Origin of the sequence: Lysobacter sp. FW306-1B-D06B (assembly GCF_038446665.1) — a bacterium.
In the GTDB taxonomy this organism is placed as follows: Bacteria; Pseudomonadota; Gammaproteobacteria; order Xanthomonadales; family Xanthomonadaceae; genus Lysobacter_J.
Genome location: NZ_CP151802.1, coordinates 3,538,449 through 3,560,574, shown reverse-complemented (window position 1 = coordinate 3,560,574; position 22,126 = coordinate 3,538,449). Strand labels below are relative to the sequence as shown.

General features: G+C 68.6%; 20 protein-coding genes. 16 read left to right on the top strand and 4 right to left on the bottom strand.

Annotated features, from left to right (window positions below):
- The first annotated feature begins 152 nt into the window (after positions 1–152).
- The 6 genes from AAFF32_RS16445 to AAFF32_RS16420 are packed head-to-tail and all read left to right on the top strand — an operon-like array spanning position 153 to position 5,385.
- Positions 153–1,520 (top strand): aminodeoxychorismate synthase component I, encoded by a 1,368-nt coding sequence (locus AAFF32_RS16445; protein ID WP_342315785.1) that lies wholly within the window; start codon positions 153–155, stop codon positions 1,518–1,520.
- On the top strand, positions 1,517–2,332 hold the full coding sequence (gene pabC / locus AAFF32_RS16440) for an aminodeoxychorismate lyase (RefSeq protein ID WP_342315783.1): 816 nt from the start codon (positions 1,517–1,519) through the stop codon (positions 2,330–2,332). The genes AAFF32_RS16445 and pabC overlap by 4 nt, the downstream gene beginning before the upstream one ends.
- Positions 2,333–2,352: 20 nt before the next feature.
- The gene (gene mltG, locus AAFF32_RS16435; RefSeq protein ID WP_342317297.1) at positions 2,353–3,411 is read left to right on the top strand and encodes an endolytic transglycosylase MltG; all 1,059 of its coding nucleotides are present in this window, start codon (positions 2,353–2,355) and stop codon (positions 3,409–3,411) included.
- Positions 3,408–4,046: a dTMP kinase gene (gene tmk / locus AAFF32_RS16430; RefSeq protein ID WP_216962406.1), complete on the top strand. Its 639-nt coding sequence runs from the start codon at positions 3,408–3,410 to the stop codon at positions 4,044–4,046. The genes mltG and tmk overlap by 4 nt, the downstream gene beginning before the upstream one ends.
- Complete coding sequence (locus AAFF32_RS16425) at positions 4,043–5,023, top strand: DNA polymerase III subunit delta' (protein ID WP_342315782.1); 981 nt, start codon at positions 4,043–4,045, stop codon at positions 5,021–5,023. Before tmk ends, AAFF32_RS16425 begins: the two co-directional genes overlap by 4 nt.
- Positions 5,020–5,385: a PilZ domain-containing protein gene (locus AAFF32_RS16420; protein ID WP_342315781.1), complete on the top strand. Its 366-nt coding sequence runs from the start codon at positions 5,020–5,022 to the stop codon at positions 5,383–5,385. Before AAFF32_RS16425 ends, AAFF32_RS16420 begins: the two co-directional genes overlap by 4 nt.
- A gap of 22 nt (positions 5,386–5,407) precedes the next feature.
- Here the strand turns inward: AAFF32_RS16420 and AAFF32_RS16415 are convergent, their stop codons facing one another.
- The 3 genes from AAFF32_RS16415 to AAFF32_RS16405 all read right to left on the bottom strand — a co-directional run bounded on the left by AAFF32_RS16415 (position 5,408) and on the right by AAFF32_RS16405 (position 9,675).
- A complete protein-coding gene (locus AAFF32_RS16415; protein ID WP_342315780.1) occupies positions 5,408–6,490 on the bottom strand; it encodes a glycosyltransferase family 4 protein in 1,083 nt (360 codons plus the stop codon).
- A complete protein-coding gene (locus AAFF32_RS16410) occupies positions 6,487–7,206 on the bottom strand; it encodes a polysaccharide deacetylase family protein (protein WP_216962383.1) in 720 nt (239 codons plus the stop codon). Before AAFF32_RS16410 ends, AAFF32_RS16415 begins: the two co-directional genes overlap by 4 nt.
- Before the next feature lie 387 nt (positions 7,207–7,593).
- On the bottom strand, positions 7,594–9,675 hold the full coding sequence (locus AAFF32_RS16405) for a 3-hydroxyacyl-CoA dehydrogenase NAD-binding domain-containing protein (protein ID WP_342315779.1): 2,082 nt from the start codon (positions 9,673–9,675) through the stop codon (positions 7,594–7,596).
- A 250-nt stretch (positions 9,676–9,925) separates the two neighbouring features.
- Between AAFF32_RS16405 and rpoE the strand changes: the two genes are divergently transcribed.
- From rpoE to recO, 9 genes are all read left to right on the top strand, one after another.
- Positions 9,926–10,546, top strand: coding sequence for an RNA polymerase sigma factor RpoE (rpoE, locus tag AAFF32_RS16400; RefSeq protein ID WP_216962377.1), 621 nt, complete (start codon positions 9,926–9,928; stop codon positions 10,544–10,546).
- Positions 10,543–11,424, top strand: a complete 882-nt coding sequence (locus AAFF32_RS16395) for an RseA family anti-sigma factor (protein WP_342315778.1) — start codon at positions 10,543–10,545, stop codon at positions 11,422–11,424. The genes rpoE and AAFF32_RS16395 overlap by 4 nt, the downstream gene beginning before the upstream one ends.
- A gap of 127 nt (positions 11,425–11,551) precedes the next feature.
- On the top strand, positions 11,552–13,078 hold the full coding sequence (locus AAFF32_RS16390) for a DegQ family serine endoprotease (protein WP_342315777.1): 1,527 nt from the start codon (positions 11,552–11,554) through the stop codon (positions 13,076–13,078).
- A gap of 117 nt (positions 13,079–13,195) precedes the next feature.
- On the top strand, positions 13,196–14,989 hold the full coding sequence (gene lepA / locus AAFF32_RS16385; RefSeq protein WP_216962372.1) for a translation elongation factor 4: 1,794 nt from the start codon (positions 13,196–13,198) through the stop codon (positions 14,987–14,989).
- 186 nt (positions 14,990–15,175) lie between these two features.
- Positions 15,176–15,961, top strand: coding sequence for a signal peptidase I (lepB, locus tag AAFF32_RS16380; protein ID WP_216962357.1), 786 nt, complete (start codon positions 15,176–15,178; stop codon positions 15,959–15,961).
- Positions 15,962–16,029: 68 nt separating this feature from the next.
- Entirely contained in the window at positions 16,030–16,407 is a 378-nt protein-coding gene (locus tag AAFF32_RS16375; RefSeq protein WP_216962354.1) for a DUF4845 domain-containing protein, read from the top strand.
- Positions 16,400–17,059: a ribonuclease III gene (gene rnc / locus AAFF32_RS16370; RefSeq protein ID WP_216962351.1), complete on the top strand. Its 660-nt coding sequence runs from the start codon at positions 16,400–16,402 to the stop codon at positions 17,057–17,059. The genes AAFF32_RS16375 and rnc overlap by 8 nt, the downstream gene beginning before the upstream one ends.
- A gap of 292 nt (positions 17,060–17,351) precedes the next feature.
- Complete coding sequence (era, locus tag AAFF32_RS16365) at positions 17,352–18,248, top strand: GTPase Era (protein ID WP_342315776.1); 897 nt, start codon at positions 17,352–17,354, stop codon at positions 18,246–18,248.
- A gap of 304 nt (positions 18,249–18,552) precedes the next feature.
- On the top strand, positions 18,553–19,308 hold the full coding sequence (recO, locus tag AAFF32_RS16360; RefSeq protein WP_342315775.1) for a DNA repair protein RecO: 756 nt from the start codon (positions 18,553–18,555) through the stop codon (positions 19,306–19,308).
- Here the strand turns inward: recO and AAFF32_RS16355 are convergent.
- Complete coding sequence (locus AAFF32_RS16355; RefSeq protein WP_342315774.1) at positions 19,287–20,051, bottom strand: response regulator; 765 nt, start codon at positions 20,049–20,051, stop codon at positions 19,287–19,289. The two genes, recO and AAFF32_RS16355, sit on opposite strands and share 22 nt — an antisense overlap.
- A 36-nt stretch (positions 20,052–20,087) precedes the next feature.
- On the opposite strand from AAFF32_RS16355, the gene AAFF32_RS16350 reads away from it, so the two are divergent.
- A complete protein-coding gene (locus tag AAFF32_RS16350) occupies positions 20,088–22,124 on the top strand; it encodes a hypothetical protein (RefSeq protein WP_342315773.1) in 2,037 nt (678 codons plus the stop codon).
- The last annotated feature ends 2 nt before the right edge of the window (positions 22,125–22,126 follow it).

The window sequence follows — 22,126 nt, the reverse complement described above, 5'->3', positions numbered from 1 at the left end:
GCCTGGCATCCGAGCCACTCTCCCTCTGCGAGAGGGGTTGGGGTGACGAAACAGCGGCGGCGCCGATCGCCGGACGCCGCGTGGCCGGAATGACGGCCCGCCCCGACGTGGCCCGCGGCCTTATCCACGTCGCGATAGACGACAATATCGCCATGCTGCTGACCCACCCCCTGCCGAATTCCTTCGACCTCCTGTCGCTGCAGCGCCTGTCGCCCGCGCGCTACCCGCTGCTGCTGGAATCCAGCGCGCACGGCACCGCGCAGGGACGCTGGGACCTGCTCCTGGTCGCGGGCGAAGGTGCGCTTCGCCTGGCAGCCGACGGCGCCGTGCGCGACGAAACCGGCGAAGGCGTCGGCAACGATTTCTTCGCCGCGCTCGACGCCCGCTGGCAGGCCGAACGCGTCCCGCGCGACGAACCCCGCTGGCCGTTCCGCGGCGGCTGGGCGCTGCTGCTGGGATACGAAGCGGCCGCGCAGGTGGAGCCGATCCTTCGACTGCCGCGCGCCGAAGGCCAGCTGCCCGTGGCGCTCGCCCTGCGGTGCCCGGCGGCGGTGCTGCGCGACCACACCAGCGGCGAATGCGTGCTGGTCGTGGAAACCGGTCACGACTCGGTGCGCGCCCGTGTGCTCGACGACGTGACCGCGCTCGCTGCGCAGCCCGCGCTGCCAGCGTGGCTCCCGCCGGTCGCGTTGGAGGAGGACGAACCGCAGCGCTTCACCAACGGCGTGCGCAACGTGCTCGATTACCTCGCCGCCGGCGACGTCTTCCAGGCCAACCTGTCGCGCGGCTGGCGCGCGCGTTTCGATCGCGACGTGCAGGCGGGCGAGCTTTTTCAGCGCCTGCGCGAGAACAACCCTGCGCCGTTCGCCGGCGTGTTCGCGGGCGATGACTGGGCGGTCGTCAGCGCTTCGCCCGAACGTCTGGTGTCGGTGCGCGGTGATGTCGTGGAAACGCGTCCCATCGCCGGCACGCGACCGCGCTTCGCCGGCGACGACGACGCGGCGCGCATCCAGGAACTGGTCGGCCATCCGAAGGAACGCGCCGAACACGTGATGCTGATCGACCTTGAACGCAACGACCTCGGCCGCGTGTGCACGCCGGGCAGCGTGGAAGTCGACGAACTGATGACGGTGGAAAGCTACGCGCACGTGCACCACATCGTCAGCAACGTGCGCGGCCGACTGCGCGCGGATGCGACGCCGGGGCAGGTGATCCGCGCCGTGTTCCCCGGCGGGACGATCACCGGCTGCCCGAAAGTGCGCTGCATGCAGATCATCGCCGAGCTGGAAGGCGTGGGCCGCGGCGCGTACACCGGCGCGATGGGTTGGCTCAACCGCGACGGCGACCTCGACCTCAACATCCTGATCCGCAGCGCGGAGCTCGAATCGACGGACGAAGGTGCCACGCTGCGCTTCCGCACCGGCGCGGGCATCGTCGCGGACTCCGATCCGCAAAAGGAACTCGAGGAAACCCGCGCCAAGGCGCGCGGCATGCTGCGCGCCCTGGGAGTGGCCGGGTGAGCGTGCGCCACTTCGTCGGCGACGCGGTCGTTGCGGCCACGCCGGATTTCGACCGTGGCCTCGCCTACGGCGACGGCCTGTTCGAAACCATGCGCGCGCATCGCGGTGACGTGCACTGGTGGCCCGCTCACTGGCGGCGCCTGCAGCGCGGCGCGCATGCGCTGGGCATCGTGCTGCCCGATGAAGATCGCGCCCGCGGCGAGGCGCGCGATCTGCTCGACGGTGCGGAGGCGGTGCTCAAGCTCATCGTCACGCGCGGCAACGGCGGGCGCGGCTACGCGCCGCCGGAACCGGCGACGCCGCACTGGATCCTCTCGCGCCACGACGTCCCGCCCGCAACGCCGGCCGACGGACTGACCCTGCGTTGGTGCCGGACGCGCCTGGCGCTGCAGCCCGCGCTGGCGGGCCTGAAGCACTGCAACCGGCTCGAACAGGTGCTGGCGCGTGCCGAATGGCGCGATGCGGACACGCACGAAGGCCTCATGCTCAGCACCGAAGGCGACGCGGTCAGCGCCACGTCCGCGAACCTGTTCGTGCTGCACGACGGCCGCTGGACCACGCCAGCGATCGACCGTTGCGGCGTCGCCGGCGTCTGCCGGGAATGGGCGATCGGCGCGCTGGGCGCGCGGGAGGCGCGTCTGGCTGTGACCGAAGTCGAAGCGGCCGACGCGGTTTTCCTGTGCAATGCCGTGCGCGGTATCCTGCCGGTGGCGCGGCTCGGCGCTTGCTCGTGGCGACCGCACCCGCAGGTGGCGCAGCTTCAGCGCCGCCTGGCCGCCGAGCATCCCGCATTCGCCACGGAGGTTGCGTGAGTCGCAAATCTGGACGCCGCCTGGGCGGCTTCGTGTTCGTTGTCCTGTTGATCGCCGCCGGCGTCGGCGCCTATCTGTGGCAGCGCTACACGAGTTTCGCCGACGCGCCTCTGGCGGGTCTGGAAGCGGGCGAAAGCCTCGTCGTCGAGCCGGGCGATTCGCTGCCCGCCATCGTGCGCAAGCTGCGCGAGGCCGGCGTGCGCCAGGGCGACCTGCTGGAATGGCGCGCGCTGGCCAAGCAACTGGGCGCCGCGGGCAAGCTGCAGGTCGGCGAATACGCGCTGGAGCCGGGCACGTCGCCGCGTTCGCTGCTCACGGCGATGCGCGACGGCAAGGTCGTGCGCCGCCGCTTCACCATCGTCGAAGGCTGGAACATCCGCGAGCTGCGCTCCGCGCTGAAGCGCGCGAACGAACTCGAGCACGAGACCGACACGCTCGACGACGCCGCGCTGATGAAGACGCTGGGCCACGCGGGCCAGCATCCGGAAGGCCGTTTCCTGCCCGAAACCTATCTGTTCACGCGCGGCGACAGCGACCTGGACATCCTCAAGCGCGCGCACGAAGCGATGGACAAGGCGCTCGCCGACGCGTGGGAACGCCGCCTGCCCGACAGCGTGCTCAAGACGCCGGAAGAAATGCTGGTCCTGGCGTCCATCGTCGAGAAGGAAACCGGCATCGCCGAGGAACGCCCGCGCATCGCCGGACTGTTCGAGCGCCGCCTGAGAATCGGCATGCGCCTGCAGACCGACCCGACCGTGATCTACGGCCTGGGCACGAACTACGACGGCAACATCCGCAAGGTGCACCTGACCACCGACACGCCGTACAACACCTACACGCGCGTCGGTCTGCCGCCGACGCCGATCGCGATGCCGGGCGTGGATGCGCTGCAGGCGGTCGCGCGGCCGGCGCCGGGCGAGGATCTGTTCTTCGTTGCGGTCGGCGATGGCAGTGGGCGTCATCTGTTTGCGCGCACGCTGGCCGAGCATGAAGCGAACGTGCAGCGCTATCTGGCGCGCTATCGCCAGGCCCGTGCCGCGGAGTCGAACGGCGCCTCGCAGACGCAGGAGCGGCAATGACGCTGCGTGCGTATCCGCGTTTCATCACGCTGGAGGGCGGCGAGGGCGCCGGCAAGTCGACCGTGCTCGCCGCGCTGCGCGATACGCTGTCCGCGACCGGACGCGAAGTGGTGAGCACGCGCGAGCCCGGCGGCACGCCGCTGGCCGAACAGATCCGCGGCCTGCTGCTGGACACGCATCACGAACCGCCGACGACCGAAGCCGAGCTGCTGCTGGTCTTCGCCGCACGCGCGCAGCATGTGCGCGAGACGATCGTGCCGGCGCTGGAGCGCGGCGCGTGGGTCATCAGCGATCGCTTCACCGATGCCAGCTACGCCTACCAGGGCGCGGCGCGCGGCGGCGACGCAGCTTTCATCGCCGAACTCGAACGGCGCGTGGTCGGCATCGCGCCGGGCATGACGCTGCTGCTGGACGTGCCGGTGGCCATCGGCCTGCAGCGCGCGCGTGGGCGCGGCGCCGTCGATCGCATCGAGGCCGAGCGCGAGGACTTCTTCGAACGCGTGCGCGAAGGCTACGTGTCACGTGCGAAGGCCGAGCCGCAGCGCTTCCGCGTGATCGACGCGACGCAGCCGGCCGACGCCGTCGCCGCGCAGGCCGTCGCGCATCTGCGCGAATGGATGGAGGCGAACGCATGAGCGGGCAGGCCGCCGGTTTCGCTCCGTGGCAGCACCGCGTATACGACCAGGCGGTGGCGGCGCTGGACGCTGGTCGCCTCGCGCACGGATTGCTGTTCTGCGGCCCCGCGCGGCTGGGCAAACGCGCCGTGGCCGAGCGCCTGGCGCAGCGGCTGCTGTGCCAGCAGCCCATGGCCGGTGGCGAACCCTGCGGCGCGTGCCGCAGTTGCCATCTGCTCGCGGCCGGAACGCATCCGGATTACCACCTCATCTCGTTCATCCCGAACAAGGAGGGCACGCGGCTGCGCACGGAGATCGTGATCGAGCAGATCCGCCAGCTCTCCGAGCAACTGTCGCTGACGCCGCAATACGGCGGCGCGCAGGTGGTGATCCTCGATCCGGCGGAGGCGATCAACAACGCCGCCTGCAACGCATTGCTGAAAACGCTGGAAGAGCCGGTGCCGGGGCGCTACCTGTGGCTGGTCAGCGCGCATCCCACGCGCCTGCCGGCGACCATCCGCAGCCGCTGCCAGCGGTACGAGTTCAAGCTGCCCCCGCACGAGGAGGCGCTGGCCTGGCTGCGCAGCCGCGGTCACGCGGAGGCGACCTCGCGCGAGGCATTGGACGCCGCGCGCGGCCACCCGGGGCTGGCGCACGAGTGGCTGGAGAACGACGGCCTCAAGCTGCGGCGCGACGTCGCCGGCGACCTCGCGCGCCTGGGGCGTGGCGAGATCGGCGCGGTCGAGACCGCGCAGCGCTGGGTCGGCGATGAACACGCCGGGCTGCGCCTGCGCCATGCCGCGGATCTGGCCTTGGCCGAGGCCGCCGGCTTGACCGACCCGGTACGAACGCGCAGTCTGGCCGCGTGGTTCGACCAGGCGAACCGGACCCGGGATCTGCTGCGCACCACGGTGCGGGCGGACCTCGCGGTCACCGAATTGTTGCTGGCCTGGCGCGGCGCGAGTGGCGCCCAGGCTTCAGGGGGAAGCAGGAGATGAGCGGTATGAACGCAGCGGGCGGCGCGCGCCAGGGCATCCTGTCGTGTGCGATCAAGGACAAGGCGCAGCTCTACAGTGCCTACATGCCGTTCCTCAAGAGCGGCGGCATCTTCGTACCCACGCCCAAGCGCTACTTCCTCGGCGACGAGGTCTTCCTGCTGCTCACCCTTCCCGAATCCAACGAGCGCCTGCCGGTCGCCGGCAAGGTCGTGTGGGTGACGCCGGTCGGCGCGCAGGGCAACCGCGCGGCGGGCATCGGTGTGCAGTTCGCCGACAGCGCCGAAGGCGAAACGGTCAAAGGCAAGATCGAAGCGCTGCTGGCCGGCACGCTCAGCGCAGAGCGCCCGACCCACACGATGTGACCGCATCGCCGGTCGCGGCGGGTCAGGTCACGCGTGCGTCCAGGAACGACACCAGCTGCTCGGCGATGATCGGATAGCTGAAACGGCTCTTCACGAACTCGCGCGCCTTTTCGCCCAGGGCCGCGCGACGGTTCGCATCGCACAGGCGCAGGATTGCGTCGCGCCAGGCCACCGCATCGTCCGGCGGCAGCAGCAGGCCCGTCTTCCCGTCGATCAGCGTTTCCGGCACGCCGCCCACATCGCTGCCCAGTACGGGAATGCCGCAGGCCTGGGCTTCGATCGAGACGCGACCGAACGTTTCCGGCGCGATCGAAGGAAACGCCAGCAGCGAAAACGCGCTGTAGTAGGGCGAGGGATCGTCGACGAGCCCGACGAAATGGTGCCGCGACGCATGCGGACTTCCGGCGACGCGCGCGCGCAGGCGGTCGCCATCGAGCGATTCGCCGACCCACAGGCAATGCAGGCTCGGTTCCACCTCCATCGCCGAGGAAGTCGCTTCGAACAAGGTGTAGATGCCCTTGCTCTCCAGCATGCGCCCGCAGTAGCCGACCACGACGGCGTTGTCGTCGATGCCCAGCGATGCCCGCACTTCACGTCGCAGGTCGGGCGCGAAGCGATAACGCTTGAGGTCGATGGGGTTGTGCAGGACCTGCACCCGCTCAGGCGCGATGCCCTGGCCCAGGTATGTCGAGCGCGCGAAATCGGACACGGCGAAGAACCCGCGCGCCAGACGCGGAAGCAACCAGCCCGACGCGGGTTTCAACGCCGCGACGCGATGGCGGAACAGCAGCACCGGCACGCGCAACAGACGGCCGGCGAGGATCAGCGGCCAGTAGTCCTTGCCGAAGTTCGCGACCAGTGCATCCGGACGAACGGCGCGGATGGTGCGGATCAGCGCGGCATGCGCGAGCGGGTCGACCGCGTTGCGGAACGCGATGCGCCGGGGCCGGATTCCCAGACGTTCCAGCTCGTCGGCGATGAAGCCGTGCGGGTAAACCATGGCCTCGACGCGATGGCCCGATTCCAGCAACGCCTGCGCCAGCGCGATGAAGTGGACTTCCGCGCCGCCGTGGTCGGGGGAGGAGCGGACGAACAGGAACTTCATGCGTACTTGAAGTCCCTGCCGTTGCGGTCCTCGTAACCCGTCAGGGTGCGCAGGGCGAAGCTCGGCAGCAGATGACGGAACGTGATCGGCACGCGCGGCAGGCGCCAGAGGTCGTCGCCCCTGCGTGCACGACCGCGCTGCGTGGTGACGGCGGCGTCGAATCCCGCCTCGCGCGTCGCGGCGACGACCGCGTCGTCGTGGTCGCCGTAGGGATAGCAGAACTGGGTTACGCGGCGGCCCAGGAGGTCTTCGAGGAAGGCGCGACTGCCGCCGATCTGGTCCTTCAACTCCAGCGCATCGCAGTCGCCCAGGCGCGGATGCGTGCGGGTGTGCGCACCCACCTCCATGCCCGCGTGCTGCCACTGGCGAAGCTCGTGCACCGACATCAACGGCTTGCGCAAGCCGAGCCGATCGCAGTCCCACGCGTTGTGCCCGCCGATCCAGCTGCTGACGACGTAGCACGTGGCGGTGAATCCCAGTGCGCGCAGCACGGGAAGGGCGTTGTCGAGATTGTCGCGATAGCCGTCGTCGAAGGTGATCACGGCGATGCGGCCGTGCTGTTCTCCACGCAGGTACGGCATCGCTTCCGACATCGACACGCCGCGATAGCCGAACGAGCGCAGCAGCGACATCTGCCGCGCGAAGCGCTGCGGCGTCACGTACAACCCGCGTTGCCGCTGGATGTCCCGCGGCGGCACGCAGAGGTTGTGGTACATCAGGATGGGAATGGCATCCCGCGTGGGGGCGGGTGGGGTGCGGATAACGTCCATCGTTCGGATCGCCTGCGGGCAGGCGGCCGATTCGCCTGCGTTAGTGGCAGGCAGTCTCGGCGGCGCGATGCGCCGCCGGAATGAGACGATTCCGAATGATGGCGGGCGTCACCGGATCCCGGGACGGTGACGCGGCCGGTGTTCACGCGGGCGCTTGTGCGCGCTCATGCGCTCCCGTTGCGCGGGCGATGGAACTTCGAGTCCACCGGCATTACGGGAAGGCCGTCCGAAAGCGCGGCCCCGTTTCGAACCAGTTCACGGATGCATCCCGGCGAAGGCATCCGCGCACAACCACCGGCGACGCGATGATGCGTCGCTCGGTGAGCGGCTGGCTCAGGCCGCGGCGGCGGTTGCCGTGGCCTGCGGGCGCAGCGCCGGGCTGTCCCAGCCCGGACGCGGCCTGAAGCGATCGCCATAGCGCTGTTCGAGGATCGACAACCGCGCGAGCAGGTTGTCGACGCCGGTTTCGCGGACGTACTGGATCGGGCCGCCGCGGAACGGGGCGAAGCCGGTGCCGAAGATCACGCCGGCATCGAGCAGTTCGGCGTCGTCCACCACGCCTTCGTGCAGGCACGCCACCGCTTCGTTGATCAACGGCAGGATCAGGCGATCCTCCAGGTCGGACGGGAACTGGTAGTCCTTCGGCAGCGCCGGCTTCACCGGCTTGCCGTTCTCCCACTTGTACAGGCCCTGGTTGTCCTTCTTGCCGCGCTTTCCGGCTTCCGGCGGCTTCGCCAGCGCGGCCGGGATCGGCAGGCCGAGGAACGGCGCCAGTTCCGCGCCGACGCCGGCGGCCACGTCCAGGCCCACGGTGTCGATCAGTTCGATCGGCCCCATCGGCATGCCGAACTTCACCGCGGCCTTGTCGATCGCCGCACCCGGAATGCCATCGGCGTACGCGGTCGCGGCTTCAAGCATGTACGGGAACAGCACGCGGTTGACCAGGAAGCCCGGCGTGCCGGCCACCGGAACGGGCAGCTTGTCGATGGCCTTGCAGAACGCGGCCAGGCGCTGCTCGGTCTGCGGCGCGACGCGGTCGTGGTGGATGATCTCCACCAGCGGCATCAGCGCGACCGGGTTGAAGTAATGCAGGCCGGCGAAATGCACCGGGCGTGCGATGTGTTCGCGCAGTTCGGTCAGCGGGATCGACGAGGTGTTGGTGGTGAGCAGCGCGTCGAACTTCATGCGCGGCTCGAGCGAGGCGTACAGCTCGCGCTTGGCTTCGGCGTTTTCGATGATCGCCTCGATGACCAGATCCGCTTCCGGCACGCCGTCGCCGGCCAGGTCGCCCTTCAGGCGCGCCGAGACCGCGGCGCGCTTGGCCTCGTCCTTCACCTTCTTCTCGAACATCGCTTGCGCGCGGGTCAGCGCGGCGTCGATGAAACGCTGCTCGCGATCCTGCAGCGTGACGTTGAAACCCTTCGTAGCCGACCATGCGGCGATGTCGCCGCCCATCACGCCGGCGCCGACGACATGCACGTGGCGGATGCCGTGATCCTTGCCGCCCAGTCCCTTCAGGCGTTCCTGCAGGAAGAACACGCGGATCAGGTTGCGCGCGGTCGGCGTGGACGCAAGCTTCACCACCGCCTTGCGTTCGGCCGACAACTGCTGCTGGATGCCGCCGCCGGTGTTGGCCCAGCTGTTGATCAGCGCATACGGCGCGGGGTAGTGCTCCTTGCGCGCCTTGCGTGCGACCTGCTTGGTCAGCATCGGCGCCAGCAGCTTGCGCGCCGGCAGGGTATTGGTGGCCCAGCCGAGGAAGCGCTGCTTGAACGGACGCTGCGTGCCCTTCAGGGCCAGCGCGGCGGCGACGTCTATCAGGCTGGCCGGATCGGTGACCTTGTCGACCAGTCCGTTCGCGCGCGCGGCCGAGGCCGACAACGTGCGGCCGGTGAGCATCACGTCGAACGCCGCCGGCGCGCCGATCAGGCGCGGCAGGCGCACGCTGCCGCCCCAGCCCGGGAAGATGCCCAGCTTCACTTCCGGCAGGCCGATGCGGGTGGACGGGTCGTTGCTGGCCACGCGGTAGCGGCAGGCCAGGGAGATCTCGGTGCCGCCGCCCATGCAGAAGCCGTGGATGGCCGCGACGGTCGGGCAGGGCAGCTCGGCCAGGCGCTGGAAGGTCTGCTGGCCGCGGCGAATGGCGTCGCCGACGGTGCCCTTCTGGTCGAAACTCTGGAATTCCTTGATGTCCGCACCGGCGATGAAGCCCGATGCCTTGGCCGAACGGAGCACCACCGCCTTGGGCGGGTCCAGCGCCAGGCGCTCGATCAGGATGTCCAGTTCGATCAGGACGTCCTGGGAGAAGGTGTTGACCGGCGTGCCGGCCTTGTCGAACGACAGCAGCAGGACGCCGTCGGGGCGAAGCTCCGTCTGCCAGTGCTGGAAGCGAAGACCGTCGAGGCCAGCGATCATCTGCGGGACCATCCGTTCAGGTATGGAGAGACCGCTATCATCCCGAGGATGTTTCGCCGGCGTCAATCGCCGTCGCGTCCGGCGACCCGCCCGGATCCGTGACGGCCGGCGCTTGCGGCCCCCGGGCCCGTCCCCATTAATGATCCTGATTCGAATCTCGCCCCGTTGAACGTTCGTCGTTGAACTTTCCTTCCACGGGGCTGTCCATTCGTTCGGCCATGGCCGAGCTGACAGGAGCGCCGGCAGCGGTATGGCCGAAATGACGTTGCCCAAGGATGTTGAGTTGGACCAGGAGCTGGTCGCGCGCGTGCAGCGTGGCGACAGCACGGCGTTCGATGCGTTGGTGCGCAAGTACCAGCATCGGATCACCGCGCTGATCGGCCGCTACATCGCCGACTGGAGCGAATGCCAGGACGTGGCCCAGGAAACCTTCATCCGCGCCTATCGGGCGCTGCCGAATTTCCGTGGGGACGCGCAGTTCTATACATGGTTGCACCGGATCGCCGTGAACACTGCCAAGAATCACCTGGTCGCACAGAACCGCCGCCCGCCGACGGACGACGTCGATGCCGGCGAAGCGGAGCTGTTCGACACCGGCACGCGACTGCGGGATACCGACACACCGGAACATGAACTTCTGCGGCAGGAAATTGAACGCACGGTCATGCGTGTGGTCGAAGCACTGCCTGAGGAATTGAGGGCCGCAATCACCCTGCGCGAGGTGGACGGCCTGAGCTACGAGGAGATCGCGCAGAAGATGGGCTGCCCCATCGGCACCGTCCGTTCGCGCATTTTCCGCGCGCGAGAGGCGATCGATGTCGAACTGCGGCCTCTGCTCGACCACGACCCCGCGGAAGCTGCCAAGCGATGATTACCGAACCCCGAACCCCCGACGACCGCGAAACCCTTTGTGCACTGTTCGACGGTGAACTGCGCGTCGACGAAGCGCGCTTCGCGCTGAAGCGGCTCGGTCACGACGTGCAGTGGCGCCAGTCCGTCGGGCGCTGGCAGTTGTATGGCGACACCCTGCGGGGTCAGGCCCAGGGCGTGGCCGCGAGCGGCTTCGCCGAACGCGTGGCACTGGCCATCCAGCAGGAAACGGCGACGCAGACGGTGGTCGTGCACCACCGTGCTGCCGCTGGACGTCGCGGCTGGATCGGCGGCGCGTTGGCGGCCTCGGTCGCCGTGGCCGCGCTGTTCGTGACGCGGCCGTTCTCCGACGATGCCTCTGCTCCCTCAGCGCGCGTCGCGAGCGCCTCGGCGCCGGAGGTGCCGGCTACGGCCGTGGCGACCACACCGGTGACCGCACCCGTGACGCCGCAGGTTCCCGACGCGCCGGGCCCCGATCGTTCGCTGGGCTTGAGCGCCGCCGCCGTGGCCGTCGCCGTCGCCGAAGTTCCACGCCGCGCCACCGAGCGTCGCGCCTCGCGCGGACAGACCCAGCGCGCCGCGCTGCGCGGCAACCGCCAGAGCGAACTGCCCGCAGCCGTTGCGACGGCCGCGCTTCCGCAATCCGCAGTCGCCGAAGTTGCCGCGCCGCCCACGCCGAAGCCGTTCCAGCCCGAGCACATGGAGCCTGCTTCGCGACCCTGGCCGCGCGCGGTGCTACCGCAGTACTCCGGCAATGGCGCGATGACGGCGAGTTTCGGGACGAGCAGCCCGGTGTCGCCGTCGTTCTATCCCTTCGAGCCGCAGGCGGCCGCGCCGTCCGGTAACGAGGCGCCGGCCGACCGCGAGCCGCGCAACTGATACCCGCGGGTCCGCGTCGCAGCGCGATCGGATCGGCCCCGCTTCCCCTTCCATTTCGCGCCCCCGCAACGGCGTCAAAGCCCACACTCACCCAACGATTTCTCCAAGGCCCATGCCGATGAACCGGATGCAACTCACTCCTTTGCGCAGCATGTTCCTGGTGACTGCGATCGCCGCGGCTCTGCCGGTCGCGTGCACCGCTCAGCCGCCCGCCAATCCGATCGCGGCGCCGCCTGCATCGGCGCCGGCGCCGACGCTGGTGTCGGGTCTGCCTGACTTCACCAACCTGGTGCAGCGCGTCGGGCCGGCCGTGGTCAACATCCGCGCCGAAGTGACGCCGCGTCGCAATGCGCGCTCGCAGATGCCCGACGAAGAACAGATTCCTGAAATCTTCCGTCGCTTCTTCGGCGACGACATGCCGTTCCCGGGCGGCCCCGGCGGTCCGGGTGGCCCGCGCGGTCCGCGCGGTGGCGGCGGCACGTCGCTGGGCAGCGGCTTCCTGATGTCCGCCGACGGTTACGTGATGACCAACCACCACGTCGTCGAAGGCGCCGACAACGTGACCGTCACGCTGTCCGACCGTCGCGAGTTCACTGCCAAGGTCGTCGGCAGCGATGAGCAGTCCGATGTCGCCCTTCTCAAGATCGACGGCAAGGGCCTGCCGTTCCTGCGCATGGCGCCGGCCAACTCGGCCAAGGCCGGTCAATGGGTGATCGCGATCGGTTCGCCGTTCGGTCTGGATCACTCGGTCACCGCCGGCATCGTCAGCGCGGTCGGCCGCAGCAATCCGTATGCGAACCAGCGTTACGTGCCTTTCATCCAGACCGACGTCGCCATCAACCAGGGCAACTCGGGCGGTCCGCTGCTCAACACGAGCGGCGAAGTGGTCGGCATCAATTCGCAGATCTTCAGCAATTCCGGCGGCTACATGGGCGTGAGTTTCGCCATCCCGATCGACGTGGCGATGAGCGCGGCCGAACAGCTGCGCTCGACCGGCAAGGTCAGCCGCGGCCAGTTGGGCGTGCAGGTGCAGCAGCTGACGGCGGAGTTGGCCAAGAGTGCAGGCCTGCCGGACGGCAATGGCGCGCTGATCGCCGAAGTGCTGCCCGGCAGCCCGGCCGAGAAGGCCGGCATCGAGCGCGGCGACGTGATCCGCTCGGTCGACGGTCGCACCATCAACGACTCCGCCGACCTGCCGCCGATCATCGGTTCGATGGCCCCGGGCACGAAGACCAAGGTCACCGTGTTCCGCGACGGCCGTTCGGTGGAGAAGACCGTCACGGTCAATGAACTGGACGATCTGGCCGGCGGCTCGGCTCCGCGCCCCGCCTCCGACAGCGCGCCGTCGCGTCCGTCCAACGGCAATGCGCTGGGCGTGATCGGCCAGGATCTCTCGGCCAACGACCGCCAGCGGATGGGCCTGCGCACGGGCGAGGGCGTGCTGATCCGCAATCCGGGCGACTCCGGCGCCGAAGCTGGCCTGCGACCGGGCGACGTGGTGCTGCAGGTCGGTCGCACGTCCGTGGGCAGCGCCTCGGCCCTGGACCGCGAGCTGGCCTCGGTCAAGAGCGGCGACACCGTCATGCTGCTGGTGCGCCGCCAGGGCTCGACCCAGTTCATCGCCGTCACCGCACAGGACGCCCAGACCGGCTGATGGCCGCGTCCCGGCCGGTTCCGCGCCGCTCCAAAGGCGCGCGGGGCCGGCAGTCGCGGGGCCTGTGCGATAATCGCGCGTTGATTTCAAGGAACGGCTAGCCCCGCGCGGCCTCGCATGCAGCAGATCAGAAACTTCTCCATCATCGCCCACGTCGACCACGGCAAGTCGACCCTCGCCGACCGCATCATCCAGCTCTGTGGCGGCCTCGAGGCCCGCGAGATGGAAGCGCAGGTGCTCGATTCCAACCCGATCGAGCGCGAGCGTGGCATCACCATCAAGGCGCAGTCCGTTTCGCTGCCGTACAAGGCGAAGGATGGGCAGACCTACTTCCTGAACTTCATCGACACGCCCGGCCACGTCGACTTCAGCTACGAAGTCAGCCGTTCGCTGGCCGCGTGCGAAGGCGCGCTGCTGGTCGTCGACGCCGCGCAGGGCGTTGAAGCGCAGTCCGTCGCCAACTGCTACACGGCGGTGGAGCAGGGCCTGGAAGTGGTGCCGGTGCTCAACAAGATCGACCTGCCCACGGCCGACATCGAACGCGCCAAGGCCGAGATCGAAGCCGTCATCGGCATCGACGCCGAGGACGCGGTCGCCATCAGCGCCAAGACCGGCCTGAACGTGGTGGACGTGCTGGAGGCGATCGTACATCGCATCCCGCCGCCGAAGCCGCGCGACACCGACAAGCTGCAGGCGCTGATCATCGACTCCTGGTTCGACAACTACCTGGGCGTGGTGTCGCTGGTGCGCGTGATGCAGGGCGAGATCAAGCCCGGCGACAAGCTGCTGGTGATGTCCACCGGCCGCACGCACCAGGTCGACAAGGTCGGCGTGTTCACGCCCAAGCGCAAGGACCTGCCCAAGCTCGGCGCGGGCGAGGTCGGCTGGATCCACGCGTCCATCAAGGACGTGCACGGCGCACCGGTCGGCGACACGCTGACCCTCGCCGGCGACCCCGCCGCCAAGCCGCTGCCGGGTTTCCAGGAAATGCAGCCGCGCGTGTTCGCCGGCCTATTCCCGGTGGATGCCGAAGACTACCCGGACCTGCGCGAAGCATTGGACAAGCTGCGCCTCAACGACGCGGCGCTGCGTTTCGAGCCGGAAAGCTCCGAAGCGATGGGCTTCGGTTTCCGCTGCGGCTTCCTGGGCATGCTGCACATGGAAATCGTGCAGGAGCGCCTGGAGCGCGAGTACAACCTCAACCTCATCAGCACCGCGCCGACGGTGATCTACGAAGTCCTCAAGACCGACGGCACCATCGTGCCGATGGACAACCCGGCCAAGCTGCCGCCGGTGAACATGGTCGAGGAAATCCGCGAACCGATCATCCGTGCCAACATCCTCACGCCGCCGGACTACGTGGGCAACGTGATCACGCTGTGCGAAGAAAAGCGCGGCGTGCAGATCGGCATCCAATACATGGGCGGGCAGGTGCAGATCAGCTATGAGCTGCCGATGGCCGAAGTCGTCCTGGACTTCTTCGACAAGCTCAAGTCGGTCAGTCGCGGCTACGCCTCGCTGGACTACCACTTCCTGCGCTTCTCCGCCGGTCCGTTCGTGCGCGTGGACACGCTCATCAACGGCGACAAGGTCGACGCGCTGTCCATCATCACGCACCGCAGCCACGCCGATCGTCGTGGTCGCGACCTGTGCGAGAAGATGAAGGAACTCATCCCGCGCCAGATGTTCGACGTGGCGATCCAGGCGGCCATCGGCTCGCAGATCATCGCCCGCAGCACGGTCAAGGCGATGCGCAAGAACGTGCTGGCCAAGTGCTACGGCGGCGACATCTCCCGCAAGAAGAAGCTCCTCGAGAAGCAGAAAGAGGGCAAGAAGCGGATGAAGCAGGTCGGCCGCGTCGAGATCCCGCAGGAGGCCTTCCTGGCCGTCCTGCAGGTGGACAGCAAGTAAAGGGGATGGCGCGGCGTTTCCCTACGGCGCGGGAGGAAGTTCCCGCGGGTATCGGGAGAGCTTCACCCATGACGGACGGCACGCCCGCCGTTATCCTGCCGGTGGCAGGGTGCCGGGGAACACCCCGCTGTCCGGCTCCGGTCCACCCCTCCGTCTTCCCGTACACCGCTCTCCCGAGGAGCCTGCATGCGCTGGTTTGAAATCGCCCTGGTCGTCCTGACGCTGTTCACCGGCCTGGTCTGGCTGCTCGACAAGCTCTTCCTGGCCAGACGTCGCGAGGCGCGACAAGGTCTGCTCGACGACGGCAAGGAGCCGATCGTCGTCGACTACTCCAAGGCGTTCTTCCCGGTCCTGGCGGTGGTGCTGATCCTGCGAAGCTTCGTGGCCGAGCCGTTCCGCATCCCGTCCAACTCGATGATGCCGACGCTGCTGACCGGGGACTTCATCCTGGTCAACAAGTTCACCTACGGCCTGCGTCTGCCGATCACCAACAGCAAGTTCGTCGCCCTCGGCGAGCCGCAGCGTGGCGATGTCGTCGTCTTCCGTCCGCCGCACCATCCGGACCAGGACTGGATCAAGCGCGTCGTCGGCCTGCCGGGCGACCGCATCGGCTATCACGACAACCAGGTCAGCGTGAACGGCAAGGCGCTTTCGTACGCGACCGTCGGCGTCTATCAGGGCAAGGGCAACGGCACGGAAATGACCGGCGCCGAGGAACTGCAGGAAGACCTGCTCGGCCGCCAGCATCACATCCTGGAGCGCACCAACCTGCCGTTCATCGACCAGGGCGAAGGCGACTGGATCGTGCCGCCGGGTCACTATTTCGTGATGGGCGACAACCGCGACAACAGCGAGGACAGCCGATACTGGGGCTTCCTGCCGGAGCAGAATCTGCGCGGCAAGGCGTTCCTGATCTGGATGAACATCGACGGTGGCGTGGACACCTCGCGCATCGGCAACAAGATCCAGTAATACTGCGTGTGCCGGCGAGGGGAATGCGCCGGCACCGTGGCAATGCAACCTCATGGGGGATTGGTGAAATGAAGCGTACGCAGAGCGGCATGACCCTGATCGGGTTCGTCATCGTGCTGGGTGTGGTCGGCGTGTTCATCTACATGGGCATGAAGGTCATTCCGATGTACTCGGAGTACTTCGCCGTGAAGCAGGCCCTGAAGCAGATGTCCCAGGAATCGGGCATCAGCCAGCAGGACCCGGGCCGTATCAAGGACGCCTTCTTCCGCCGCCTGTACGTGAGCTACGCCGACAACGTGAAGCCCGCCGACGTCAAGCTGGCGCGCCGTGATTCGGGCTACCTGATGACCGTGGACTACGAAGTCCGTCGCCAGTTGATCGGCAACTTCGACATCGTGGGTCACTTCAACGCCGAGCAGCAGCTCGCGCGCGGTTCGGATGATTGATCGCATCGGCCATCGCTTCACCCGTCCGGAACTGCTGCAGCAGGCCCTGACCCACCGAAGTGCAGGCGCTCCGCATAACGAGCGCCTGGAATTCCTCGGCGACGCACTGGTAAACCTGATCGTCGCCGAAGCGCTGTACGTGCACTGGCCCAAGGCCGACGAGGGCGCGCTGACCCGCGCCCGGGCCGAACTGGTACGCGAATCGGCACTGGCGCCGATCGCGCGCACGCTGGAGTTGGGCGCCCGCCTCACGCTCGGTCCGGGCGAAATGAAGTCCGGCGGCCATCGGCGCGACTCCATCCTGGCCGACGCGCTGGAAGCGGTGATCGCCGCGATCTACCTGGATTCGGACTTCGACACCTGCCGCGCTGCGGTGATGCCGTGGTTCCAGGACGCCATCGCCGCACTGCCGCCGCCGCACAAGGTCGGCAAGGATGCCAAGACCCGCCTGCAGGAATGGCTGCAGGCCCGGCAGAAGCCGCTGCCGGTGTATGCCCTGCTGGCCGAATCCGGCGAGGATCACGCCAAGAGTTTCCAGGTGAGCTGCACACTCAGCCAGCCTTCGCTGGTGGCCGAGGGCGTCGGCAGTTCGCGTCGCGCCGCCGAGCAGGCCGCGGCCGAGGCCGTGCTCGAGCATCTGCAGGAGCGCTGAGCGCTCGACGCTGCACGGTGTAATGGCCGTCCGCATCTGGGGCGAGACCGGCGTGGCAAACCCAAATCCGCAGATATGCATGTCTGGCCGTCCACAGGATGGCCGAGCCGGCGGCCCCTGGGCGCCACCGCAAGCGAGGCACTCGATCGCTCGCCATCTCCGGCCGGACTCGACCCGGCCGGGAGGCCGAACTGCCGCCATCGGGCCGTCCAGAACCGCCCGATGTCCCTGCTCGCATGAACCGGATGCGCCGAACCCGCGTCCCTGACACCCACGCGCTTACAATTCCCGCATGAATACCCCCGCTCATCGCGCCGGCCACGTGGCCGTCATCGGCCGTCCCAACGTCGGCAAGTCCACCCTCGTGAACGCCCTGGTCGGCGCGAAGGTCAGCATCACCTCCAACCGTCCGCAGACGACCCGGCACCAGTTGCTGGGCATCGCCACCTTCCCGGAAGGCCAGTTGCTGCTGGTCGACACCCCCGGCATTCATCGCGAACAGAAGCGGGCGATGAACCGCTGGATGAACCGCGCCGCGCGCGGTGCCGTGGAAGGCGTCGACGCCGCCGTGCTGGTCGTGCGCGCCGGTCAGTGGGACGACGACGACGCGCTGGCCTACGACGCGCTCAAGAAGGCCGGTGTGCCGGTCGTGCTGGTCGTCAACCAGGTCGACCGGATCAAGGACAAGGGCACGCTGCTGCCTTACCTGGCGAAGATCAGCGAAGGCCGCGACTTCGCGGGCGTGCATCCGATCTCTGCGCTCAAGCGCAGCGGCCTGGACGCGCTGGTGAAGACCGTCCTGGCCCACTTGCCCGAACAGCCCGCGCTGTACGGCGAGGACGAGATCACCGACAAGAGCCAGCGGTTCCTCGCTGGCGAGATGGTGCGCGAACAGTTGATGCGTCAGCTCGGCGAGGAACTGCCGTATGCGACGACGGTGGAGATCGAAAAGTTCGAGGTCGACGGCAACCTGCTGCGCATCGGCGCGGTGATCTGGGTCGAGCGCGACGGCCAGAAGGCCATCGTGATCGGCAAGGGCGGCGAACGCCTGCGCGAGATCGGCGCCAAGGCGCGTCAGCAGATGGAGCGCCTGTTCGGCAGCAAGGTGTTCCTGGAAACCTGGGTGCGCGTGCGCGAGGGTTGGTCGGACGACGAGGCGGCGTTGCGGGCGTTCGGGTATCACGATTGACTTGTGAGTCGGGATTCGGGATTCGGGATTCGGGATTCGGGATTCGGGATTCGGGATTCGGGATTCGTGATTCGTGATTCGTGATTCGTGATTCGTGATTCGTGAGTCGTGAGTCGTGAGTCGTGATTCGTGATTCGTGAGCGGCAAAGGCGCCACGGTTTGCATTCCAGCCGTCATCCCCGCGAAGGCGGGGATCCAGGCTTGCGGGCGTCACCGCCAACGCAGGTCGGAATTACATCAGCACCATGGGTTCCCGCCTTCGCGGGAATAACGTTCCCCCACAACGCCGAACCCCGCCCAACCCATGCGCCTCACCGCCGAAGCCGCCTTCGTCCTGCATGCGCGCCCCTGGCGTGAAACCAGTGCATTGGTGGAAGTGCTGAGCGAGCAGTACGGTAGGCTTGGGCTGGTCGCACGCGGTGTGCAGGGGCCGAAACGGCAGGCGCTGCGTGCGGCGTTGCAGCCGCTGCAATGGATCCGCTTCGACGCCGTGCAGGTGGGGGAACTGGCGCGATTGAATACCGCCGAGGCGCTCGACGTCGCCCCGCGCCTGGCGGGCGAGGCCATGCTGTCTGGCTTCTATCTCAACGAACTCACGCTACGGCTGGCGCCTCGCCAGGATCCCGCCCCGGAACTCTATGCGGCGTATGCGTTGGCACGGGCTCGCCTGGGCGCGGGCGAGCCGCTGGCGTGGACGCTGCGTCGCTACGAACGCGACCTGCTCGACGCACTCGGCTTCGGTTTCGACTGGCACCACGACGGCGACGGCACGCCGATCGACACGGCCGCGCGCTATCGGCTGGATCCCGAATACGGACCGCGTCGCGTGCTGAGCGATCGCGGCCACGGCGATCGCAGCCAGGCCGCAACCGGCCGCGGTCTGCTCGCGCTGGCCGATGACACCGTGCCCGAAGCCGACGACCTTCCCGGCCTGCGACGCGCGATGCGCGAGGTGCTGACGCATTACCTGGGCCCGCGTGGGCTCAAGTCGTGGGAGATGCTTGCCGAGTTGAACCGCGTGACGCGGCCGCCTGCGGATCAGGCTGGCGCGGGCGATTGATCCGTTGCCGGCGCAGCGGCGGATTTGGCCTGCGCCAGCGTTTCCTGCGCCACGCGTTCCAGCGTGTCCAGCAGCACCGACGAGGCGGGGTCCTGCTGTAGCGCCTGCACTGCGGCCGCAAGACGCTGCGCACCGACGAAACCGCAACTGGCGCGCAGCCGGTGCAGGTCGCTGCGGACCGAATCCAGGTCGCCGCGCTCGGCGGCAGTGGTGATCGCGTAGACGGACTTGGACAGCTCCTGCACGAACAATTCGCGCAGCGTTTCCACGTGCACGCGATTGCCGTTGAGCGCCAGCGCAGCGGCATCGTCATCCCACAGCGGCAGGTCGCCGTCGATGTACGCCGTCGCGATCGCCGGCGCCAGGTTCGGCGTGAGCCCGAGCACGCGCCGCAGCGCGGCCTGCACGGTCGCAGCCGGCATCGGCTTGACCAGCGCTTCGGCGAAACCCGCCGAGACGAGCGCGTCGAGAATGGTCGACTCGTGCGCAGCGGTGTGGGCGATGGCCGGCGTATGCGGATCGCGTTCGCGCAACCGCGCGAGCAGGTTGGCACCGCTGCCGTCGGGCAGTCGCGCATCGATCATCCATGCCGAATACGTTTGCGATGACGCCATCGCCAGCGCCGCGGCCAGACTGTCGGCAGCGTCGACATCCACCGGCGTCGCGCGCAGCGCGGCGGTCAGGAAGCTGCGACTGGTCGGGTCGTCCTCGACCAGCAGGATGCGAGGGAGTTGTTGGGGCATCATCGGCAATTCGCGTCCTGTCGGTATGCTGATCGGATGTCACGGTCGATCTTACGCCTGCTGCTGGCCTGCCTGACCATCGCACCTTGGGTGGCGTGCGGCGTCGCGTCGGCCGCGACGGCGCAGGCGCGCATCGCCAAGGTGCGAACCGCCGTGGCCACGCTGGAAGGCGTGCGCGTGCAACTCCACTGGCCCGACACCGCGGCACAGGGCATCTTGCGCATGCACGCGGCGCGCATCGACGCGCCCGACCTGGGTTACCGCTTCGGCGATGTCACCTGGCAATGCCCACTCTCTCACTCAGGAAACCGCTGGCGGTGTGAAGGCCCCGTGCGCGGCGGCCGCGGGTCGGCGATGACGCTGGCCATCGACCTGGACGAGGTCCGAACCGACGCGCGTCTGTCCCAGGGCCGAGGGTCCATTGCGCTCAACCGGCAGGCCCGTACGCCCGATCTCACCCGGATCGACCTGACACAGGTGCCGGTGGCCTGGGCACAGGCGCTGGTGGCGAAGGGATGGGCGGCCGGTCGTTTCAGCGCCGGTACGCTGGGCGGTCAGCTGGACGTGCGCGCGCCGGCCAACGCGCCGCTGCGGGTCAGCGGGCCGCTGCGCCTGGACGGTGTGGCCTTCGACACGCCCGACGGCACGATCGCCGGCGAGAACGTCGCGGCCCAGGTGCGCCTGGACACGAGCTTCGGCGCCGTCACGACCGTCGCCCTGGACGGCGCCCTGCACGGCGGCGACCTTCTGTTCGGCACGACTTACCTGGCTCTGCAGAAGCGTCGAATCGCCATCGAGATGCGCGCCGAGCAGCGCGGCAACGAAGGCTGGCGCATGCCGGACCTGCGCTGGGACGACCCCGGCATCCTCCATGCCGAAGGCAGCGCCGCGCTCGCCCCGGACGCGACGCTGCGCGCGCTGGACCTGCGTGCGCGCAGTGACGACCTCGCCCCGCTGCGCGACGGCTACCTCACCGGATTCCTGGGGCAGGCCGGCCTGGCCGAGTTGCAACTTCGCGGTGCGGCCGACCTGCGCCTGCGCATCGACGGGGGCACCGTGCACGAGGCGCATTTCGTGCCGTACACGGTCGCCATCGACGATCCGCAAGGGCGTTTCGATTTCGCCGGGCTCGAAGGCGACGTGCGCTTCTCCACCACGCAGGAACTGCAAAGCGAACTGCGCTGGAGCGGCGGTCGCCTGCACGGGCTGGCTTTCGGCGCGGCGCGCCTGCCGTTCGCCAGCGGCGCCGGCGAGCTGCGATTGCGCGAGCCCACGCACCTGCCGATGCTCGGCGGCACCGTCACGGTCGATCCGCTGCACATCCGTCCTCCCGCAGCGGGGCAGGGGCTGCAGGTCCGCTTCGGCCTGGAGCTGGACCGGCTCGACATCGCGCAACTGTCGCAGGCACTGGGCTGGCCCGCGTTCACCGGCGAGCTGACCGGCCACATCCCCGAAGCGCTTTACGCGGACGATCGACTGGATTTCGAAGGCGGGCTGTCGGTAGAACTTTTCGGCGGCACCGTGCAGGTGTCGTCGCTGGCAATGGAACGGCCGTTCGGGGTCGCGCCGACGCTGTCGTCGGACATCGCCTTCGAGGACATCGACCTGGAATCGCTGACCGGCGTGCTCGGCTTCGGCACCATCACCGGGAAGCTGGACGGCCGCTTCGACCACCTGCGCCTGGTGGATTGGCAGCCCGTCGCGTTCCAGGCGGTGATCGCCAGCGACGCGGCGGCCGCGCGTCGCGACGGCGTGCGGCAGCGCATCAGCCAGCGCGCCGTGCAGGATCTTTCCAGCGTCTCCGATGCCTCGTTCGTGAGCACGCTGCAGGCGCAGTTGATCGGCCTGTTCGACGATTTCGGGTATCGCCGCATCGGCCTGTCGTGCTATCTCAGCGACCAGGTCTGCGACATGAGCGGCCTGGGTTCAGCCGGCAACGGATTCACTATCGTGGAAGGTTCGGGACTGCCGCGCCTGAGCGTGGTGGGTTACAACCGCCGGGTGGACTGGCCCACTCTGATGGAGCGCCTGAAGGCGGCCAGCACGGGCGATGTGAAGCCGGTCTTCGAGTAAGC